Raw genomic sequence first — 17658 nt, forward strand, 5'->3', positions numbered from 1 at the left:
ACGGACTTCGTTGCGGAGTACCGGTACACCGGTTCAGGTGGCCCCGCTGAAAGTGATCCCCGGGGTCGTGCGCCGACCGGGCCGGCCCGTCATTCCTCCGGCTCGTCGACCTCGACGGCCTGTGCGAGCGCCTCCCGGACGAGGTGCGAGATGTCGATGGAGATGATTCGCTCGGCCATGTCGTCTCCTAGGGAGCAGGGGTCTCGGTGGGCTGAGGGGTCGTCTGAGGATCAGGGATGGGCGCGGGCGTCCCATCCGCTGCCTCGATGCTCGGAGCCTTCTGGAACGGCGGCTCCGGCTGCTTCTTCGTCGAGACGTCGGGCTGACCGGTCATCGGATCCCACTCCGCCTCGTCCAGCGGGTAGATGTTCCAGACCGACTTTCCTCGGTAGTCCTCGGAGGGAATCGTCGCCAGCAGCCCGTCGTCGTGCATTCCGAACTCGGTCATGCCGTTCTCGTCCGAGAAGGCCTCCTGACCGCCCGCCGAGCCGTAGAGGTCGAGGGGAGTGCCCTTGCCGGTGAACAGCTGGACGTGGTCGATCGGATTGCCCTGCGCGTCGTAGGCGAAGATGTTGTTGATCTGCACGCCGTCGAGAGCGAGGCCCATCATGCCGACGGGTTCGGTCGCGTAGACGTGCTCGACGCGAGGCGACAGCACCGAGGCGACGAGACCCGGCAGCACGATCACCGCCAGGATGCCCGCGAGCGTTCGGACGTGGCGAAGGGGGTTCCTCGGCAACCACCGATCGCGACCCCACTGCACGCTGACGAGCACGAACACGAACAGCGCGATCCACTGCAGCGGCGAGGTGGGGATGGCCCACGCGGTGTACGACTCGATCGGCAGGTAGGAGAAGGGCGGGATGACGGCGACGACGACCGAGACCACCGCATACAGTCCGATGCCGCGCAGCACCCACCACACCGGCCGCAGGGCGAGCAGCAGATCGAGGATCCACGCGCCGGCGGCGCTGCGACGGATGCCGTCCACCGCGCCGTGGCGCCAGGTGCGTAGGCGTGCCCTCATCCGCACCCGCCGCCGCGCTTCGGCTCGCGGGGGCAGGCCGGCGGCCGACCGCAGCTCCGCGGCATACGCAGCCGGGTCGCCGAGGTCGAGCTCGCCGTCGTTGTCGGCGGCCTGGTCGGCGAGGTCAGCGGTGAGCCCGCCTACGATCTCGTCGAGCTCGTCTGCGGGAAGGTCATCGAGGTTCTCTCGAACGGCGAGCGCGAAGGAGCGGATGTGCTCATCGATCGAGACGGCGGTGTCGTTCATCGGTTCTCTCCGATCGTGGGTGTGTCTGTGCTGTCGGCGGTGAGCAGCGTCGACATCGCTCCCGCGAAGTCGAGCCACGTGACCGTCTGTGTCTCCAGGGCTGTGCGGCCCTGGGGGTTGATCGCGTAGTACTTTCGGTGCGGTCCGCCGTCTGAGGGGACCACATAGCTCGAGAGGCTGCCCGCGGCGTAGAGGCGCCGCAGGGTGCCGTAGACCGAGGCATCTCCGACGTCGCCGAGGCCTGCATCGCGCAGCCTTCGCACGATGTCGTAGCCGTAGCCGTCTTCGGTGCGCAGCACGGCGAGCACCGCGACGTCGAGCACGCCTTTCAACAATTGGGTGGTGTCCATCCGATCTCCTTCGATGCAGTGCACGCTACCACGCAGTGCACAGTAGTGTGCGAGGTGCGCAACTGCGTGTCTCGCTCCGCTCGGCCATCGACCGCGCATGTGCGTGGTCGGATGACACTCGTATGCTCGGATCGTCGGTCTCGGCATGCGTCTGTGATCTGAGCATGCATTCAAGACGAGCGCACCGGAATATCGCACCTTCCGCCCACGGCATCCGGCTCTTACACTGAGGTAACGCTCCACCGACGACGAACGGAGACGCTGTGGTTGCGTCGTGGCAGGTGTCACGCGATGGCCCTCCTGAGGCCTCTCGTCTGCTGATCGAGCGTGCGCATGAAGAGCTCATCGCCGGCAACCTCGACGATCAACGGCTGCAGCAGGTGCGTCCCCTCGTGCGCGAGTCGTGGGTGCGCTCGTGGCGAGGACGGGTCGGGCCCGAAGAGGCGCCGCGGATCGAGCTCGTGACCGAGGAGCTCGAGGCGTATCGACTCGCGCATCCGCTCGCATCCGCGATGGACATGATCCGTGCGCTTCTGCTCCCCGGCACCCCTGACGAGTCGGGTGTCGTCGTCGCCGTCGGCGATCAGGCCGGACGACTGCTGTGGATCGAAGGCGACCGCCAGCTGCAATCGCTCACCGAGGGGATGGGATTCGTGGCCGGCGCGAACTGGGCGGAGGATGCGGTGGGCACGACGGCTCCCGGCACCGCCCTCGAGCTCGGTCACTCGGTGCAGATCCGGGGGGCGGAGCACTACAACCGACTGGTGCATCCGTGGTCGTGCACCGCGGCGCCCGTGCGCGACCCCGAGACGAAGCGGGTGCTCGGAGTGATCGACGTGACGGGCGGAGACGAGGTCGTCTCGACTCAGGCGCGGCTTCTGGTCGATGCGACCGCGCGCGCCGTCGAATCCGAGCTGTTGGTGGCGCGGCTCCGGGCGCGCAGCGAATCGCCCCGTCCCACGACGTTCTCTTCTCGCGCCAAGCCCACGACCCGTGCGACCCTGCACGTGCTGGGGCGGGACAGGGCGCGCCTCGAGTCCGAGAGCGAGCTCGAGGAGTCGATGATCGAGCTCAGTGCGCGCCATGCCGCCATCCTGCTGATGCTCGCGGTGAACCGTCAGGGCCTGTCCGCCGAGAGACTGAGCGAACTCGTCTACGGACCCGAAGCGTCTGCCGACACCCTGCGTCCGGAGATGGTGCGCCTGCGCAAGGTCCTCGAGAAGCATGCGCCCAGCCTCGTCCCCGAGTCCCGGCCCTACCGACTGACTGTGCCGCTCGAGACTGACGCGCACGACGTGCTCTCGCTGCTCGACCGAGGCGCGCACCGCGTCGCGCTCACCGCCTATCGCGGCCCTGTGCTTCCCGAGTCGACCTCGCCCGGCGTGGAGGAGTTCCGGGAATCGGTGAGAGCGGCGCTGCGCGAGACGATGCTCTCGGAGGCGAGCCTCGACGTCCTGTTGGAATACGCCGAGATCCCCGAAGGACAGGGGGATGCGGCGGCGCTCCGTCTCGCTCTCGAGATGCTGCCCGCTCGGTCTCCCAAGCGCGCGGGACTCGTCGCGCGCATCGAACGCATCGAAGATCGCTGACCCGGGTTCATCCGGCTGACGGATTCCCGCCCGGACGTGCACACGCCGACGGTATGCCCGCCATCCGGGGAATCATCAGCCGTTCGAGCGGATCCAGCCTGTGACCGCCTGCAACCCTTCGCAACGTTGCGCATCGGGGCGCAACCCCCGCCGACCTACCGTCGGAGGACAGCCGCAGCACCGACGCCGTGGCCCGTCGAAGGAGTTCCGATGACGATCGTCGAAGAAGACGTGTCCACCGCCCCCGCATCCTCCGCGTACGCCGCCCCCGGCCAGCCGGGAGCCGTCGCCACCTACCGCCCGCGGTACGGGCACTACATCGGGGGCGAGTTCGTGGATCCGGTCAAGGGCCAGTTCTTCGAGAACGTCAGTCCCGTCAACGGCAAGCCTTTCACCGAGGTGGGCCGCGGAACCGTCGAAGACATCGACCGCGCCGTCGACGTCGCCTGGAAGGCGTTCGCCACCTGGGGCAAGACCAGCCCCGCAGAGCGCTCCGTCATCCTCAACAGGATCGCCGACCGCATCGAGCAGCACCTCGAGGAGATCGCCGTCGCCGAGACGTGGGAGAACGGCAAGCCGGTGCGCGAGACGCTCGCCGCCGACATCCCCCTCGCGGTCGACCACTTCCGCTACTTCGCAGGTGTTCTCCGTGCGCAGGAGGGCGGTATCAGCCAGCTCGACGAGAACACCGTCGCGTACCATTTCCACGAGCCACTCGGTGTGGTGGGGCAGATCATCCCCTGGAACTTCCCGATCCTGATGGCCGTATGGAAGCTGGCGCCGGCGCTCGCCGCAGGCAACTGCGTGGTCATCAAGCCCGCAGAGCAGACGCCGGCATCCCTGCTCTTCCTCTTCGACATCATCGGCGACCTGCTGCCCGCCGGCGTCGTGAACATCGTCAACGGCTTCGGCATCGAGGCGGGTGCCCCGCTCGCGCAGCACAAGCGCATCCGCAAGGTCGCCTTCACGGGTGAGACCACGACCGGTCGCCTGATCATGCAGTACGCCTCGCAGAACCTGATCCCGGTGACGCTCGAACTCGGGGGCAAGAGCCCGAACGTCTTCTTCGAGGATGTCGCCCGTGACACCGCCGATCCGTTCTACGACAAGGCACTCGAAGGTTTCACGATGTTCGCCCTGAACCAGGGCGAGGTCTGCACGTGCCCGTCGCGCGCGCTGATCCAGCGGTCGATCTACGACGGCTTCCTCGCCGATGGACTCGAGCGCGTCGGCAAGGTGATCCAGGGCAACCCGCTCGACCCGGCCACGATGATCGGCGCCCAGGCGTCGAACGATCAGCTGGAGAAGATCCTCAGCTACATCGACATCGGAAAGCAGGGTGGAGCGCGGCTGCTCACGGGAGGCGACCGCGTCGACCTCGGCGGCGATCTGAGCGAGGGATACTACGTGGCACCGACCGTCTTCGAGGGCACGAACGACATGCGCATCTTCCAGGAGGAGATCTTCGGGCCGGTGCTGTCGGTCACCTCGTTCGACGGCTTCGACGACGCGATCTCGATCGCGAACGACACGCTCTACGGACTCGGCGCCGGCGTCTGGAGTCGCAGCGGCGACACCGCCTACCGTGCCGGGCGCGCGATCGAGGCCGGTCGCGTCTGGACCAACACGTATCACCAGTACCCGGCGCATGCAGCGTTCGGCGGATACAAGCAGTCGGGAGTCGGGCGCGAGAACCACAAGATGATGCTCGATCACTACCAGCAGACCAAGAACCTCCTGGTCTCGTATGCAGAAGGCCCGATGGGGTTCTTCTGAGTTCGACCCCGGGCGGGCACTGCACCCTCAGTGTCCGCCCGGAAGCATCCGCACCCGGACCATCTGCAGAAAGGCACGGACCATGGTGAGCATCGGCACCTACCAGCGGGTCGACGTGACGGATGCCGCGGCATCCCTCGTGCGCGATCTCACCGTGCAGCAAGGTCCCCTGATGTTCCATCAGTCGGGCGGATGCTGCGACGGCTCGTCGCCCATGTGCTATCCAGTCGGGATGTTCATCACGGGGCCCGGAGATGTGCTGCTGGGCGCGCTCGACGTGGGACTCGACGCTCCGGTCGAGGTCTTCATGTCGGAGTCGCAGTTCGAGTACTGGAAGTACACCCACCTCACGATCGACGTCGTGCCGGGGCGCGGTGCGGGCTTCTCGGTCGAGGGGCCGACGGGCATGCGGTTCCTGATCCGCTCACGGATGCTGAACGACGCGGAGCTGGCGTACTTCGGGCTGGCGCCTTCGGCGGGCTGAGCGGACATATGGCCTGGAGTCAGGCTAGATATAGGCCAGACTTCAGGCTAATCTTTCTCCATGCAGACCATACCGCTCAGTGAGGCGAAGGATCACCTGTCACGTCTCGTCGACCAAGTGGAACGTGAGCACGAGACGATCGAGATTACTCGCCACGGACGCAGCGCAGCGGTGCTGGTGAACAAGGATGCTCTGGACTCGCTGTATGAGACCCTGTTCTGGTTCTCCCAGGTGGGGACTCGTGAAGACGTGGATGACGCTCGCCGGCAGTCCGGGGCCGGCGAGCTCCGCAGCGCCGAAGACACGATGAAGCGATACGGCGTTCGACCCCGGTGAACTGGGTCACGTCATTCGCCGATTCCGCCTGGCGGGACTTCGATGGACTACCGCCGAAGATCGCGCAGGCGATTGTGGAGTTCGCCGTTCATACCTTGCCCGAGAACCCGCTCCGGATGAGTAAGCCGCTACTGGAGGACTTCGAAGGACTGCAATCGGCGCGCCGAGGCGACTATCGGGTGCTGTTCTATCTCGAGGAGCCGGACCAACTCATCGTGGTGCGTGCGAGGCACCGACGCGACGCGTATCGACCGCCGGCTCCCGGCATGAACTGACCTTTTGTTGGGCCGCGCCTTCCGTCAATACGTCATCCCCATCGCCGCCCTCACCTCATCGAGCGTGTCGTTCGCGATGGACTCCGCGCGCTCATTGCCCTCTCGAAGCACGGCGGCGGCATCGGCGATGGTGAGCGCCGCACGACGGGCACGATGGTCGGCGAGGAACTCGTTGACCGCCTCGGTGGTGAGGCGCTTGAGCGCACCGGCTCCCGCACCACCGATCTCCTCCGCGATCACCTCCGGAGTGCGGTCCAGAACGACCGCGGCCGTCGCGAGCAACCCCGAGACTCCTGGCCGGTTGGTGGGGTCGTACGTGATCACGCGTTCCGAATCGGTGGGAGCGCGCCTGATGGCGTCGGCGGTCTCGTCAGCCGTCATCCCGAGTGCGATCGCATTTCCATAGCTCTTCGACATCTTGCGGCCGTCGAGGCCTGGAAGCTCAGGGGTCTCGGTGACGAGTGCGGCAGGCTCGGGGAACACGTTGCCGTATCGGTCGTTGAAGCGACGCGCGATCGTCCGTGTCATCTCGACGTGCGGGAGGTTGTCCTTGCCCACCGGAACGAGGTTGCCCTTGCAGAAGAGGATGTCGGCCGCTTGGTGGACGGGATAGGTGAGCAGTAGTCCGCCGAGGGTGCGTCCGGATGCCGCGAGTTCGGCCTTGACCGTCGGGTTTCGGTGCAGTTCTGCCTCGCTGACCAGGCTGAGAAAAGGGAGCAGGAGCTGGTTGAGGGCCGGCACCGAGGAGTGGGTGAAGATCGTCGTCGACGTCGGGTCGAGACCAGCGGCGAGGTAGTCGAGCACCGCGCCGTACACGGCACCGCGCACGTCACCGGCCGAATCGCGGTCGGTGATCACCTGGTAGTCGGCCAAGATGACGAAGGTCTCGACACCGGCATCCTGCAGACGGACACGTTCGCGGATGGTGCCGAAGTAGTGGCCGAGATGCAGCCTGCCGGTGGGGCGTTCCCCGGTGAGCACGCGGTATCTCTCGGGATGCTGCTCGATCGCCTCTCGAAGGTCGGGCATGCGGGCGAGGGTTGCGGCGTATGAGTCCATGATCTGCTCCTGATTCGAAAGGAGCTGCACGGAACATGGGTCCGCATAGGGGTCGCGGGCTGCCGTGCAGCCCGCGCGTCAATGCGTTACGGCTGCTCGTGCAGCCACCACGACGAAACGGTGAAACGCATAGGTCGAGGATAGTGACGTTGGACGCTCGAGGCGACCGGCGGCGGGGTTCTCGCGGCTACCATGGGCCGATGTGGTGGTCGGATCATGAGTGGGCAGAACTCGCGGACCCTGAGCTGTGTGGGATGTGCGCCGACGCTCATCTGCCGGAGAACGAGCACAGCATCCTCGTCGCTTCCACAGAGGCGACTCACATCCGACTGGTGCGCAACCAGGCGCATCCCGGCTACACCGTGGTCATCCTCCGCGAGCATGTCACTGACCTCGGTCTGCTGGACGCCGGTCAGCTCAGTGCGTTCTGGCGCGACGTCCAGCGCGCAGGCCGGGCCGTCGGCAAAGCATTCGACCCGCGGAAGATCAACTACCTGGTGATGGGTCATCGGGCCCCGCATCTTCACTGCCATGTGTTCCCGCAGCATCTCGAGGATGACCCGCTGCGGAACGTGGACATCTCCGACGGCCCTGCGTATCTCCCTGACGCGGAGATCGATGCGTCGGCGTCTGCGCTACGGAAAGCGTGGCAGGCGAGCGCCTGAGATGCGGCTGGCGCTGGCGCCGGGAGCCACAGGGAAGCCAGCTACATCTCCGAGACCCAGCGGCGGTCATCTATGCCAACGGCATCGAGTCGGAGCCTGTCGCCCCCGCATTGCCGATGGCTTGCCTGCGAAGGATGACCCAGACGCGAACCCGATGCAGGAGGGGCATGAGACCGTAGACAACGATGGGAACGGCTACGGAGACGAGAACAAGAGTACGAATCACAACGTTCAGAGTGGCGAGCCACTCGCCGAACACAAGATTGATGAATGTGAGCGTGGGGAACACAGCCAGCCAAATCATTAGGGCCAGCTGATGATTGTTCGGCGGCGCAACCCGCGGAGTGGTGGGCGTACGTTTGTCGGGCATGATGTCGTCTCAGCTGTTCGCCAACTGGAGATTCCCAATTGCGTCGAGCTTGCTGGCGAACGCGGTCACTGCCTCGGATAGCTCTGATTCAGCAGCCTTGCGTGTGCCGTCCACATCTCCGTTCACGACGGTGGGAGCGAAACGAACATGAGTAGCATCATGGATGCCCACAAAGTTCAGCCAGTCAGCGAAGAACGTGCTGCTGAAATCGGAGCCGAAGGCAGCTGGCACGCCCGGCGCATAAACACCGCTGGTGTGAATGGCGAGTGCATGCTTGCCTTCCATCAAGCCTCGATAGCCCTTCTCCGGGTCGAAGCCAAAACTCCAACCGGGCTGGGTGATGATATCAATCCACTGCTTCAGCGCATACGGCACACCCGAGTTCCACATCGGAATGTTGAAGACGTACGCGTCTGCGGCCGCGAACTGGTCAAACACCGCGCGCGCAGACTGCCACGCAACGATCTGTTCCGTCGTCTGCTCCTGGCCAGAGAACACTGCCATCTTGGCGGCTGCCGCCGTCCGACCAAAAACAGGTAGCACTCCATCGTCGAAGAGATTCAGGGTGTCCACCTCGAAGCTGTCCTGCGTGGAATCCTGAACAGAATCGATGAAGTATCGGGCCAGAGCAAGTGAGTCGCTGTGGACGTAGCGAGGAGAAGCGTTGATGTGGAGGAGGGTAGTCATGGGGCTTCCTTCCGAAGCTCTAGGAAGAGGGCATGTTGTGCCTCGTAGACGATCCTGGCTGATTTCCTCATACGTCGTAAGGGCGCACTATTCTGTGCCTAAGGAACTTCAAAGTGCCTCGCGAGACTGGTTCGCGAGTAGCGGGAGACCGCATAGGATCTCCCGTGTGGAAGATCGAGTCTCCCCCGAAAAGGCCCTTAGTAGATGACATACACCGCTGAACAAAAGCGCAACGAAGCACAGAAGGACTACAACGCTTCCTTAGCGCTGTGCCCAGCAGGTCAACTTCTTGAAGCGATCAGTAGCAAATGGGTCACGTTGGTCATATTGGCTTTGGTAGAAGGCCCGCAGCGCCACAGCAACCTCAGGAAGACCATCCCGGGCGCTAGCCAGAAGATGCTCACTTCGACACTGCGCTCGCTAGAACGCGACGGCCTGATCTCGCGGCGCATCACGGTAACAACCCCCATACGAACCGACTACGAACTGACATCGCGAGGACGCTCGCTGCTCCCCATCGTCTTCGAGATGAAGAAGTGGGCCGAAGAAAACATGCACGACATCGGTGCTTCACGTATGGCTCATGACAGGCACCAACTCGATTTTGGCTAGCCGAGTCAGGGCAGAACAGAATTCTTTCGAGCCTCGCCTGAACGGAACTCAGCGGGGGAGGCGCGGAACGGCGTCGACCAGCGCGCGGGTGTAGGGGTCCTGGGGGGCGTGCAGCACGGATGCCGTGGCGCCCTGCTCGACGACGCGACCGTTCTGCAGCACGACCGTCCGGTCGCACGCCGAGGCGATGGCGGTCAGGTCGTGCGACACCATCACGAGTGACAGGCCGTTCTCGCGACGCAGTCGGTCGAGCAGCTCGAGCACCTGCACGCGGGTCGTGACGTCGAGCGCGCTGACCGGCTCGTCGGCGAGCAGCACGCGAGGGCGCGAGACCACGGCGCGGGCGATGGCGATGCGCTGACGCTGCCCGCCCGAGAACTCGTGAGGGTGGCGGCGGGCGGTGTCGGCGGGAAGCCCGACGGATTCGAGGGCCTCGGCGATGCGACGCTGGGCGTCGGCACCGGATGCCAGGCGCAGTGACCGCAGCGGTTCGCCGATGATGCGGTCGATCCGCTGGCGGGGGTCGAGCGACGAGTAGGGATCTTGGAACACCGGCTGCACGCTCGCGCGGAAGCGGCGCATCTGCGAGCGGTCCCGTAGCGACAGGGGCTCGCCGTCGAACAGCACCTGCCCGTCGCGCGGCCCTGCGAGACCGAGCAGCAGCCGGAGGATCGTCGACTTGCCAGCGCCGGATTCGCCGACGAGGCCGAGCGACTCACCCTCGTCGAGGCTCAGCGAGACATCGTCGAGCACCCGCTGGGATCCGTAGGCGAAGCCGGCGCCTCGCAGCTCGAGAAGGCTCATCGCTCACCCTCCGCGGTGTCGAGGAACGCGTCGAGTGCCCGAGCGCTGTCGACCAGCATCCGCGTGTACGGCTCCGTCGGATGCCGCAGCACCTCTGCCACGGCACCCTCCTCGACGACCAGACCATCGCGCAGGACGACGATGCGATCGACCATGCGCGACACGACGGCGAGGTCGTGACTGATGAACAGCAGCGCCATGCCGCGCTCGGCGACGAGGCGCTCGAGCAGGGCGAGCACAGCATCCTGCACCGTGACATCGAGGGCCGTCGTCGGCTCATCGGCGATGAGCAGCTGAGGACGCGCGGCGAGGGCGATCGCGATCGCCACCCGCTGACGCTGACCCCCCGAGAGTTCGTGCGGGTAGGCGCGCGCGAACCGCGGCTCCGACAGCGCCACCTCGTCGAGCGCGGTCGCCACCGCGGAGCGCAGCTCGGCTCCGCGCAGGCCGAGATGACGACGCAGCGGCTCGGCGATCTGCCTGCCGACCCGCATCAGAGGGTCGAGCGCGGTGAGCGGCTCCTGGAACACGATCTGCGCGACGGGTCCACGGAGCGGGCGGAGGTCGGCATCCCGAGTTCCGACGACCTGGTGCCCGTCGAGCAGCACCGAACCGGATGCGTGCAGAGCGTCGGGCAGCAGCCCGGTCACCGCGAGCGAGGTGAGCGACTTGCCCGATCCGGATTCGCCGATCAGGCCCAGGCGCTCACCCGGTGCGAGCGAGAACGAGACATCGCGCACGAGTGCGCCGGATGCTGAACGCACGGTGAGGCCGGCGACGTCGAGGATGCTCATCGGCTCCTCCTGCGGGTCGGGTCGGCGAGGTCGCGCAGGCCGTCGGCGAGGAAGTTGACTCCCAGCACGAGGGCGATGATGGCGATGCCAGGGGCGATCGCTCCGACGGGGGCGGTGAGCACGGTGCCCTGTGCTTCCTGCAGCATCCGACCCCACGAGGCGTTGGGCGGCGGGGCGCCGAGACCGAGGTACGACAGGCTCGCCTCGGCGAGCACAGCTGCCCCGAACTGCAGCGCGAGGCTGACGGCGAGGGTCGGGGCGATGTTGGGCAGCACATGCTGGAACACGATGCCGAGCACGCCGGTGCCGCTGGTGCGAGCGGCGGTGACGAACTGCTCCTGCAGCACGCGCCGCGACAGGATGCGGGTGAGCCGCGCGACGACAGCCGACATCGCGAGGCCGATCGCGAGCACCGCCGACCAGAGCGAGGCGCCCTGCACGGCGACGACGAGCATCGCGAGCAGCAGCACCGGGAACGCGATGACGACGTCGAGGCCCGCGGAGAGCGTGTCGTCGACCCAGGGGCGGGAGAACGCGGCCAGGAGGCCGACGATCGTGCCGAGCACGGCGGCGATCGCGACCGAGAAGGCGCCGACGATGAGCGCGATCCGCGCGCCCCACATGAGTTGCGAGAGCAGATCGCGGCCGAGTCGATCGGTGCCGAGCAGGTGCAGGCCGCTGGGTCCTTCGAGGCGACTGCCGCTGGTGTCGGCGAGCGGATAGGGCAACCAGAACAGCGATACCAGGGCGATGAGCACGATGGCGCCGGTGAGCACGAGTCCGATGAGCAGGGTCGCCTTCGGACGCCTCCGCACGGGGACGGAGCCGGTGACCAGCTGCTCGGCGACGCGGCTCATCGGTTGCCCGAGACGCTCGTGCGCAGGCGCGGATCGATCAGTCGCTGCACGATATCGGCGGCGAATCCGACGAGCAGCACGAAGAGCGTGCTGACGACGAGGACGCCTTGGATCACCTGGAAGTCGTGCTGTTCGATGGCCGACAGCAGCAGGCTGCCGAGTCCGGGAAGAGTGAAGACGCTCTCGACGACGACCGCGCCGAGCAGCGTCGTCGACAGCTCGATGCCGAGGATCGCGACGACGGGCACTGCGCCGTTGCGCACTCCATGCCGCAGCAGGGCCTCACCCATCCCCGAGCCGCCGGCGCGGGCGGTGCGGAGGTAATCGCTGCCGATCACGTCGAGGGTGGCGGAGCGCACGTAGCGGCTGAGGGAGGCGCTCATCACGATCACGATCGTGGTGATGGGCAGTGCGAGCGAGCGCAGCGCATCCGCCGGATCCTCCCAGTCGTCGCGCGGGAAACCGCCGGAGGGCAGCAGGCCGAGCCCGAGTGCGAAGACCCAGACCAGCACGACGCCGACCCAGAAGACGGGCACGGCCACGCCCAGCTGCGCGAAGCCCGAGAGCGCGATGCCGTACCAGCGGTCGGACTTCACGGCGGCGGTGATGCCGATCACGAGCGAGACGAGCAGGGCTGCGGTGAACGCGAGGAGCGTGAGCGGCAGCGTCACGGCGAGACGGTCGGCGATGTCGGGGCCGACCGGACGCGAGCTCAGGAAGGACTCGCCGAGATCGAAGCGCAGCAGCTGACCGGCCCAGGTCGTGAACTGCTGCAGCAGGGGCTGGTCGGAGCCGACCTGCGCGCGGGCCGCGGCGATCTGCTCGGGGGTCGCGTTCACCGAGAGCAGTGCGTTCGCCGGGTCGCCCGGAAGCAGACGGAGCAGCACGAAGATCGCGATCATCGCGACGACGAGCGACACCACGAGGAAGGCGAGACGGCGGATCAGATAAGCGAGCATGACTGTTCAGGATGAGGAGGGGGATGCCGACGCGCGGCATCCCCCTCGCGCGTCAGGACTTGACGATGTCGTAGGCGAAGAACTGCGAGTTCAGGCCGTTGACCGGGTACCCGCTGAGGTCGCTCGAGGCGACCACGATCTGCGGGTAGAGGTACAACCATACGCTCGCGGCATCCTCGGCGATCTTCTCGTTGACCTGCTTCAGCAGAGCGGTCTGCTCGTCGGTCGTGGCGGCCTGCTCGGCCTCGGCGACCCACTGCTGCACGTCGGCGTCGTTGTAGCCCCAGTAGAAGTCGGGGTTTCCGTACCAGACCACGTCGCGGTCGTTCACGTGCTCCTGCAGGGTGGCCTCGAAGTCCTGCTCCTTGAACACTTTCGTGTACCACTCGTCGGCGCTGATCGTGTTGATCTCGACGGTGATGCCGACCTCGGCGAGCTGCGACTGCAGGAACTCCGCCACAGCGGGGTGCGGGTCGTAGCTCGGGGTGTCGAGCGTGAACGTGAAGCCGTCGGCGTAGCCGGCCTGCGTGAGCAGATCCTTCGAGAGCTCGACGTCGTACGGGTTCACCTTCGTGAGGTCCTCGTACCAGGGGTCGGTCGGCGGCACCATCGAGCCGATGAGCGTGCCGTAGTCGCCCCAGATGGACTCCAGGAGCTTCTCGGTGTCGATCGCCGAGTAGATCGCCTTGCGCACGAGAGCGTTGTCGAACGGGGCGACGCGGTCGTTGAACGCGAGCAGCTCCTTCGTGGTCGAGGTGCCCTCGCTGACGACGTAGTCGTCGGAGTCGAACTGCGTGAGTGAGTCGGGGCTCTGCACGCTGGTGATCACGTCGATCTCGCCCGTGACCAGAGCGTTGTTCTCGGCCGTGGCGTCGGTGAAGTAGGTGTAGACGACCTCGGCGTTCTTGGCGGGCTCGCCCCAGTAGTCGTCCCAGCGCTCGAGCGTCAGGGTCGACCCCTTCTTCCACTCGTCGAGCGTGTAGGGTCCGGTGCCGTCCTCCGTGCCGGTGATGTCACCGGCCTCGTCGTTCACGACCCAGACGTAGCTGAGGTTGTAGAGGAACGAGATCGACCGCTGCGACAGCGTGAAGACGACCGTCTGGTCGTCGGGCGTCGCGATGTCGGCGATGGTCTTGAAGCTCGACTTGCGGGCCGAGACCGAGTCCTCGGCGGTGACGGCCTCGATGCTCGACTTCACGTCGGCGGAGGTGAGCGGGTCGCCCGAGTGGAACGTCACGTCGTCGCGCAGCGTGATCGTGTAGGTGAGCCCGTCGTCAGACACCTGGGCGTCCTCGGCGAGAAGCGGCTCGACCTCGCCGTCGTCGGTCAGGCGGTAGAGGCCTTCATAGACGTTGCCGGTCAGGGTCTCGGTCACGCCCTGGCCGCCGCCCTGGGTGTTGCTCAGGTTGGTCGGCTCGTACAGCGACCCGATGAAGATCGTGGCGTCTTCGCTCGAGGTGTCGTCGGTGGCTCCCGAGGCGCAGCCGGCCACGAGGGCGAGCGTCGCGACGGCGCCGAGCGCGCCGAGGATTCGGGTTCTTCTCATGAGTGCTCCCAGGGTGAGGGTGTGCGGCGTCACGCCGCGTAGATGTCGAAGCCGTCGCGGAAGACGACGTTCTTCTCGCCTGCTCGGATAGGCAGGGGGAAGCGGTTGGATGCCGGCGGCAGCGGGCAGTTGTACTGGGCGCTGAATCCGCAGGGCGGCACGAAGGCGCGGTTGAAGTCGAGCACCACGGTTCCCTCGTCGTCGCGCAGCTCGACGAACAGGAAGCGACCCGACCCGTAGGTCTCGGAGCCGTTGGTCTGGTCGCCGAACACGAGCAGCAGCGTGCCGCCGTCGTCGAAGGCGGCCAGGTCGTACTCGTGGCCGTCGAGCTCGAAGTGGATGTCGCCGGGGACGACGAGTTCGCGCGTGCCGCCGTTGTCACGGATGTGCTCGAACGAGACGCGGCGATCGCCGGACACCGGGGTGAAGTGTCCTTCGAGCACCCACGCGGGGTCGTAGTCGTAGGTGTCGATGCGATCGAAGGCGCGGATCGCGGGTGCATCGGCATCCCACAGGCGCACTCCGTGCTCTGCCTCGCCGGTCTCGATGTTCGTGCGCTGGATCGGCGTCACGGTCACCGTGTCGGATGCCGCCTGCTGCTCGGCGTCCAGATCGGGGGCCTCGCCCGTCCAGCGGGTTTCGATCAGGGCGAGGTTTCCGGTCGCCGAGGTGACGGAGGCGCGGCGCTCGGCCTGCCAGTGGGTGTGCTCTTCGCGTTCAGACATCACCTTCCATTCTCTTGCATGCAGGTGCGGGTGGGGCCGACTCCGTCACCCGAGGTAATGCGCGACCCCACGCCGGAGGGGCTTTCTCGAGCATGCACGAATGCCGCAGGGGAATGAGGCTGCAGGCCCTCATTCCGCACGTTTTCGGACGCGATGCAACGTGTTCGGTCGAGTCTCTTCCACGCAACGGAATGCAACGTATGCCGGTATACCATTACTCATATACGCGCAGAGTCGTCAGTCCCCAGCTGACCCGCGCGTACGGACGGTTCGACCGTCCTGCGGAGGGAGTGTCAGATCTCCTTCTGATCCCGAGGGGGGATGGGGTGGGAACGCTGATCCCCAGTCAGCACCCACCCCCACAACCCGCCCTCGGGGGTCGCGCTCAGAACGATCTGGACCAGAACCAGAACAGCGCGAATCCGATCACGAAGACGATCGGCACCCACTGGAAGCTGCGCTTCAGCCTGCGCCCTTCGTGCGCGACGCCCGGCGGTGGCGAGAGCAGACCGGCCGGCGGAGCGAACGGAAGCCGCTCGCTCGCTGACTGCGGTGCGACTCTCGACGAAGCGGCCGCGGCCGCCGTCGGGTTCTCGAGCAGCAGCCGCTCGTCTCGCCAGCGCTCCCACTGGTCGAGCTTGGTGATCACGGCTCCCACTGCGCCGAACAGCCACGCCCAGGTCGCCGGGTCGAGCGTCGAGGCCCTGCGTTGCGTGTAGAGGAAGAGCCAGTCGTCGACGATCTCGACGTCGAGCTCGGCGGCGTTGTCGATGAACCGCGCCATGATGTCGGGCGTGAACAGATAGAGGGCGTCGCGTTCGTAGCCCTCGGGGCAGTACAGCGTGAAGTACTGGTCGAAGTCGCCCTCCAGTGAAAGGCGCTGCTCCTTCTGGAACGACGCGGGCAGGTTCGACCCGAATCCGTTGTTGCCCTTGGCGTCGAGCACGATGTTGGGCAGCGGAACGTCGAGCTTGACGGCGACATAGCCCCAGCGGTGGGTGGTCGAGTTCTTACCCGATCCGGTCGTGTACTGGTAGTTGCCGAACTCGACGAAGCGGGGCTGCGTGCCGCGCACGAGATCGGTGGCCTCGCGGGAGCGACCGAGGCCGAACAGCATGCCCGGCAGGGCAGGGTTCGCGACCTTGGCCTCATACGCCATGCCGTTCGCCCTGGCGAAGGCGTCGAGCCGGTACCGCGCGACGCGGGAGCGTCGCAAGCCCAGGACGGCGATCGTGATCCCGACACCCGCCGCCGCGAGGATGCCGAGGCCGACGAACGAGGATGATCCCCGATCGGTGAACAGCGAGGCCATGGTCGCCCCGACGAACGTCAAGGCGACGACGAACACGAGGCCGAAGACCACGACCGCAATGATCGTCGTGGCCGAGAGGCCCGTCGCGCCCCGCGAGCGGAGCTCGGTGTTGAAGGCGCTGACGGCCCGTGGATCGACGGGATCGGTGAGCGGGCGGGCGTCGAACGATGGGGCCGGCTGCGGTGCGGTCATCGGTTCACCTCGTCGGAATCCCAGGTCAGTTCGGCATTCTCGGGGATCGGGAACGCCTCGAGCCGCTGATCGGCGCAGATCGCGGCGACCAGCTCGGCAGACCCTGCGACGATCGTCGAGTCGTAGTCGATCTCGCTCACCATCACCCAGGCGTGGTCGTCGGGCCACAGGATCGCGGGGCTCTGCGCTGACGGAGCGAACCCGTGCTCCTCGCCCGGTCGGTCGCGCCACGGCACGTCGAGAATCCAGTCCGCGCGGGCGAAGTCGCTCACCGCGCCTCGGAACAGCACGTGATCGCGGTTCAGCAGCTGCAACCGCGGCCCCTCCGAGACCTCACGCGACAGGATGCCCTCCTGCCAGGTCTGCTTGCGGAACACGTTGTTGAACGGATCCTTCACGCTGCGATCGAGCATCGCCTGGTGATTCGGCTCGTCACTGAAGGTGAGGAACGCGCGGGAAGGGCCGTGCCCCATGTGGCCGACCAGACCGCCTCGACCTTCCCAGAGCGCCGCGAAGCCGGCATCCGGAGTCGTCGTGTGGTCGACCAGAAGCGACGCGATGGATGAGAGCATCTCGGGCGTCAGATCGCCCTCGATCGGGGCCGTGAACTCTCGACCGTCGGGGGAGAGCCGGAGATTCCAGTCCCCGTCCATCGGAGTGCGCACTATGCGCTGCCACTGCGCCAGGGGATGCAGAGTCGTGCCGAAGGCGGATGCCGTCTCGGCCCAGGTCGCAGGCTCATCGATGAACTGATCGAGGACAGCCTGCCGCTCCGCCTCGGACATGGCGTCGTACTCGTCGTAGGTCGGCACTGGCCGGTCGGGGAGAGAGCGCACGATGCCGGGATGCAGGATGCGGGCGTAGGCCGGGAAGCCATGGGGCACGACGGAGTGCATCGTCGCGTTCCATGGGTCGTCGAGTCGCTCGCGCAGCCAGTCGCCGGCCGAGGTGTCAGACATCCAGTGCATGCGACCCACGGTACCTGCGAGATAT

General features: G+C 66.5%; 20 protein-coding genes. 7 read left to right on the top strand and 13 right to left on the bottom strand.

Translation table 11 applies throughout. The features are described 5' to 3' along the window. Positions 1-187: 187 nt before the first annotated feature. Both ACIP5T_RS12175 and ACIP5T_RS12180 read right to left on the bottom strand, forming a co-directional pair. Positions 188-1273, bottom strand: coding sequence for a hypothetical protein (locus ACIP5T_RS12175; protein ID WP_400863421.1), 1086 nt, complete (start codon positions 1271-1273; stop codon positions 188-190). Continuing rightward, positions 1270-1623, bottom strand: coding sequence for a PadR family transcriptional regulator (locus tag ACIP5T_RS12180; protein WP_400863423.1), 354 nt, complete (start codon positions 1621-1623; stop codon positions 1270-1272). Before ACIP5T_RS12180 ends, ACIP5T_RS12175 begins: the two co-directional genes overlap by 4 nt. 263 nt (positions 1624-1886) lie before the next feature. Here ACIP5T_RS12180 and ACIP5T_RS12185 point away from each other — a divergent pair, with 263 nt between their 5' ends. From ACIP5T_RS12185 to ACIP5T_RS12205, 5 genes are all read left to right on the top strand, one after another. Beyond that, on the top strand, positions 1887-3212 hold the full coding sequence (locus tag ACIP5T_RS12185; protein WP_400863426.1) for a GAF domain-containing protein: 1326 nt from the start codon (positions 1887-1889) through the stop codon (positions 3210-3212). Between the two features lie 210 nt (positions 3213-3422). Next, the gene (locus ACIP5T_RS12190) at positions 3423-4988 is read left to right on the top strand and encodes an aldehyde dehydrogenase family protein (RefSeq protein WP_400863429.1); all 1566 of its coding nucleotides are present in this window, start codon (positions 3423-3425) and stop codon (positions 4986-4988) included. Positions 4989-5070: 82 nt separating this feature from the next. Then, positions 5071-5472, top strand: coding sequence for a DUF779 domain-containing protein (locus ACIP5T_RS12195; protein WP_400863432.1), 402 nt, complete (start codon positions 5071-5073; stop codon positions 5470-5472). A gap of 60 nt (positions 5473-5532) precedes the next feature. Continuing rightward, positions 5533-5808, top strand: coding sequence for a type II toxin-antitoxin system Phd/YefM family antitoxin (locus ACIP5T_RS12200; protein WP_400863434.1), 276 nt, complete (start codon positions 5533-5535; stop codon positions 5806-5808). After that, complete coding sequence (locus tag ACIP5T_RS12205) at positions 5805-6083, top strand: type II toxin-antitoxin system RelE/ParE family toxin (protein WP_400863437.1); 279 nt, start codon at positions 5805-5807, stop codon at positions 6081-6083. Before ACIP5T_RS12200 ends, ACIP5T_RS12205 begins: the two co-directional genes overlap by 4 nt. Before the next feature lie 24 nt (positions 6084-6107). Here ACIP5T_RS12205 and trpS read toward each other — a convergent pair whose 3' ends face one another. Continuing rightward, the gene (gene trpS / locus ACIP5T_RS12210) at positions 6108-7142 is read right to left on the bottom strand and encodes a tryptophan--tRNA ligase (RefSeq protein WP_400863440.1); all 1035 of its coding nucleotides are present in this window, start codon (positions 7140-7142) and stop codon (positions 6108-6110) included. Between the two features lie 200 nt (positions 7143-7342). On the opposite strand from trpS, the gene ACIP5T_RS12215 reads away from it, so the two are divergent. Continuing rightward, entirely contained in the window at positions 7343-7807 is a 465-nt protein-coding gene (locus ACIP5T_RS12215) for an HIT family protein (RefSeq protein ID WP_400863443.1), read from the top strand. Positions 7808-7877: 70 nt separating this feature from the next. Here ACIP5T_RS12215 and ACIP5T_RS12220 read toward each other — a convergent pair whose 3' ends face one another. Together ACIP5T_RS12220 and ACIP5T_RS12225 are read right to left on the bottom strand one after the other, a co-directional pair. Next, a complete protein-coding gene (locus tag ACIP5T_RS12220; RefSeq protein ID WP_400863445.1) occupies positions 7878-8177 on the bottom strand; it encodes a hypothetical protein in 300 nt (99 codons plus the stop codon). A 9-nt stretch (positions 8178-8186) separates the two neighbouring features. Continuing rightward, entirely contained in the window at positions 8187-8864 is a 678-nt protein-coding gene (locus tag ACIP5T_RS12225) for an FMN-dependent NADH-azoreductase (RefSeq protein ID WP_400863447.1), read from the bottom strand. Positions 8865-9068: 204 nt separating this feature from the next. Between ACIP5T_RS12225 and ACIP5T_RS12230 the strand changes: the two genes are divergently transcribed. Then, a complete protein-coding gene (locus ACIP5T_RS12230) occupies positions 9069-9476 on the top strand; it encodes a winged helix-turn-helix transcriptional regulator (protein WP_400863449.1) in 408 nt (135 codons plus the stop codon). A gap of 48 nt (positions 9477-9524) precedes the next feature. On the opposite strand, the gene ACIP5T_RS12235 is transcribed toward ACIP5T_RS12230, so the two are convergent. The 8 genes from ACIP5T_RS12235 to ACIP5T_RS12270 form a co-directional block, all read right to left on the bottom strand. Beyond that, positions 9525-10280, bottom strand: coding sequence for an ABC transporter ATP-binding protein (locus ACIP5T_RS12235; protein ID WP_400863452.1), 756 nt, complete (start codon positions 10278-10280; stop codon positions 9525-9527). Further along, positions 10277-11074, bottom strand: coding sequence for an ATP-binding cassette domain-containing protein (locus ACIP5T_RS12240; protein WP_400863454.1), 798 nt, complete (start codon positions 11072-11074; stop codon positions 10277-10279). The genes ACIP5T_RS12235 and ACIP5T_RS12240 overlap by 4 nt, the downstream gene beginning before the upstream one ends. Next, positions 11071-11931: an ABC transporter permease gene (locus ACIP5T_RS12245; RefSeq protein WP_400863457.1), complete on the bottom strand. Its 861-nt coding sequence runs from the start codon at positions 11929-11931 to the stop codon at positions 11071-11073. Before ACIP5T_RS12245 ends, ACIP5T_RS12240 begins: the two co-directional genes overlap by 4 nt. After that, positions 11928-12890 (bottom strand): ABC transporter permease, encoded by a 963-nt coding sequence (locus tag ACIP5T_RS12250; protein ID WP_400863460.1) that lies wholly within the window; start codon positions 12888-12890, stop codon positions 11928-11930. The genes ACIP5T_RS12245 and ACIP5T_RS12250 overlap by 4 nt, the downstream gene beginning before the upstream one ends. A 52-nt stretch (positions 12891-12942) precedes the next feature. Continuing rightward, the gene (locus ACIP5T_RS12255; RefSeq protein WP_400863463.1) at positions 12943-14436 is read right to left on the bottom strand and encodes an ABC transporter substrate-binding protein; all 1494 of its coding nucleotides are present in this window, start codon (positions 14434-14436) and stop codon (positions 12943-12945) included. Between the two features lie 29 nt (positions 14437-14465). Beyond that, the gene (locus ACIP5T_RS12260; protein WP_400863466.1) at positions 14466-15161 is read right to left on the bottom strand and encodes a DUF1684 domain-containing protein; all 696 of its coding nucleotides are present in this window, start codon (positions 15159-15161) and stop codon (positions 14466-14468) included. A gap of 385 nt (positions 15162-15546) precedes the next feature. Continuing rightward, entirely contained in the window at positions 15547-16665 is a 1119-nt protein-coding gene (locus ACIP5T_RS12265) for a hypothetical protein (protein WP_400863469.1), read from the bottom strand. Continuing rightward, positions 16662-17624 (bottom strand): hypothetical protein, encoded by a 963-nt coding sequence (locus ACIP5T_RS12270; protein ID WP_400863471.1) that lies wholly within the window; start codon positions 17622-17624, stop codon positions 16662-16664. Before ACIP5T_RS12270 ends, ACIP5T_RS12265 begins: the two co-directional genes overlap by 4 nt. Positions 17625-17658 lie beyond the last annotated feature (34 nt).

The organism is Microbacterium sp. NPDC088619 (assembly GCF_044752825.1).
Lineage (GTDB): Bacteria > Actinomycetota > Actinomycetes > Actinomycetales > Microbacteriaceae > Microbacterium.

What these genes read in the sequence shown, in the direction of transcription:
- ACIP5T_RS12175 (WP_400863421.1), bottom strand. Translation starts at nt 1,273, where the DNA reads ATGAACGACACCGCCGTCTCGATCGATGAGCACATCCGCTCCTTCGCG.
- ACIP5T_RS12180 (WP_400863423.1), bottom strand. Translation starts at nt 1,623, where the DNA reads ATGGACACCACCCAATTGTTGAAAGGCGTGCTCGACGTCGCGGTGCTC.
- ACIP5T_RS12190 (WP_400863429.1), top strand. Translation starts at nt 3,423, where the DNA reads ATGACGATCGTCGAAGAAGACGTGTCCACCGCCCCCGCATCCTCCGCG.
- ACIP5T_RS12195 (WP_400863432.1), top strand. Translation starts at nt 5,071, where the DNA reads ATGGTGAGCATCGGCACCTACCAGCGGGTCGACGTGACGGATGCCGCG.
- ACIP5T_RS12200 (WP_400863434.1), top strand. Translation starts at nt 5,533, where the DNA reads ATGCAGACCATACCGCTCAGTGAGGCGAAGGATCACCTGTCACGTCTC.
- trpS (WP_400863440.1), bottom strand. Translation starts at nt 7,142, where the DNA reads ATGGACTCATACGCCGCAACCCTCGCCCGCATGCCCGACCTTCGAGAG.
- ACIP5T_RS12215 (WP_400863443.1), top strand. Translation starts at nt 7,343, where the DNA reads ATGTGGTGGTCGGATCATGAGTGGGCAGAACTCGCGGACCCTGAGCTG.
- ACIP5T_RS12220 (WP_400863445.1), bottom strand. Translation starts at nt 8,177, where the DNA reads ATGCCCGACAAACGTACGCCCACCACTCCGCGGGTTGCGCCGCCGAAC.
- ACIP5T_RS12225 (WP_400863447.1), bottom strand. Translation starts at nt 8,864, where the DNA reads ATGACTACCCTCCTCCACATCAACGCTTCTCCTCGCTACGTCCACAGC.
- ACIP5T_RS12230 (WP_400863449.1), top strand. Translation starts at nt 9,069, where the DNA reads ATGACATACACCGCTGAACAAAAGCGCAACGAAGCACAGAAGGACTAC.
- ACIP5T_RS12235 (WP_400863452.1), bottom strand. Translation starts at nt 10,280, where the DNA reads ATGAGCCTTCTCGAGCTGCGAGGCGCCGGCTTCGCCTACGGATCCCAG.
- ACIP5T_RS12240 (WP_400863454.1), bottom strand. Translation starts at nt 11,074, where the DNA reads ATGAGCATCCTCGACGTCGCCGGCCTCACCGTGCGTTCAGCATCCGGC.
- ACIP5T_RS12245 (WP_400863457.1), bottom strand. Translation starts at nt 11,931, where the DNA reads ATGAGCCGCGTCGCCGAGCAGCTGGTCACCGGCTCCGTCCCCGTGCGG.
- ACIP5T_RS12250 (WP_400863460.1), bottom strand. Translation starts at nt 12,890, where the DNA reads ATGCTCGCTTATCTGATCCGCCGTCTCGCCTTCCTCGTGGTGTCGCTC.
- ACIP5T_RS12255 (WP_400863463.1), bottom strand. Translation starts at nt 14,436, where the DNA reads ATGAGAAGAACCCGAATCCTCGGCGCGCTCGGCGCCGTCGCGACGCTC.
- ACIP5T_RS12260 (WP_400863466.1), bottom strand. Translation starts at nt 15,161, where the DNA reads ATGTCTGAACGCGAAGAGCACACCCACTGGCAGGCCGAGCGCCGCGCC.
- ACIP5T_RS12265 (WP_400863469.1), bottom strand. Translation starts at nt 16,665, where the DNA reads ATGACCGCACCGCAGCCGGCCCCATCGTTCGACGCCCGCCCGCTCACC.
- ACIP5T_RS12270 (WP_400863471.1), bottom strand. Translation starts at nt 17,624, where the DNA reads ATGTCTGACACCTCGGCCGGCGACTGGCTGCGCGAGCGACTCGACGAC.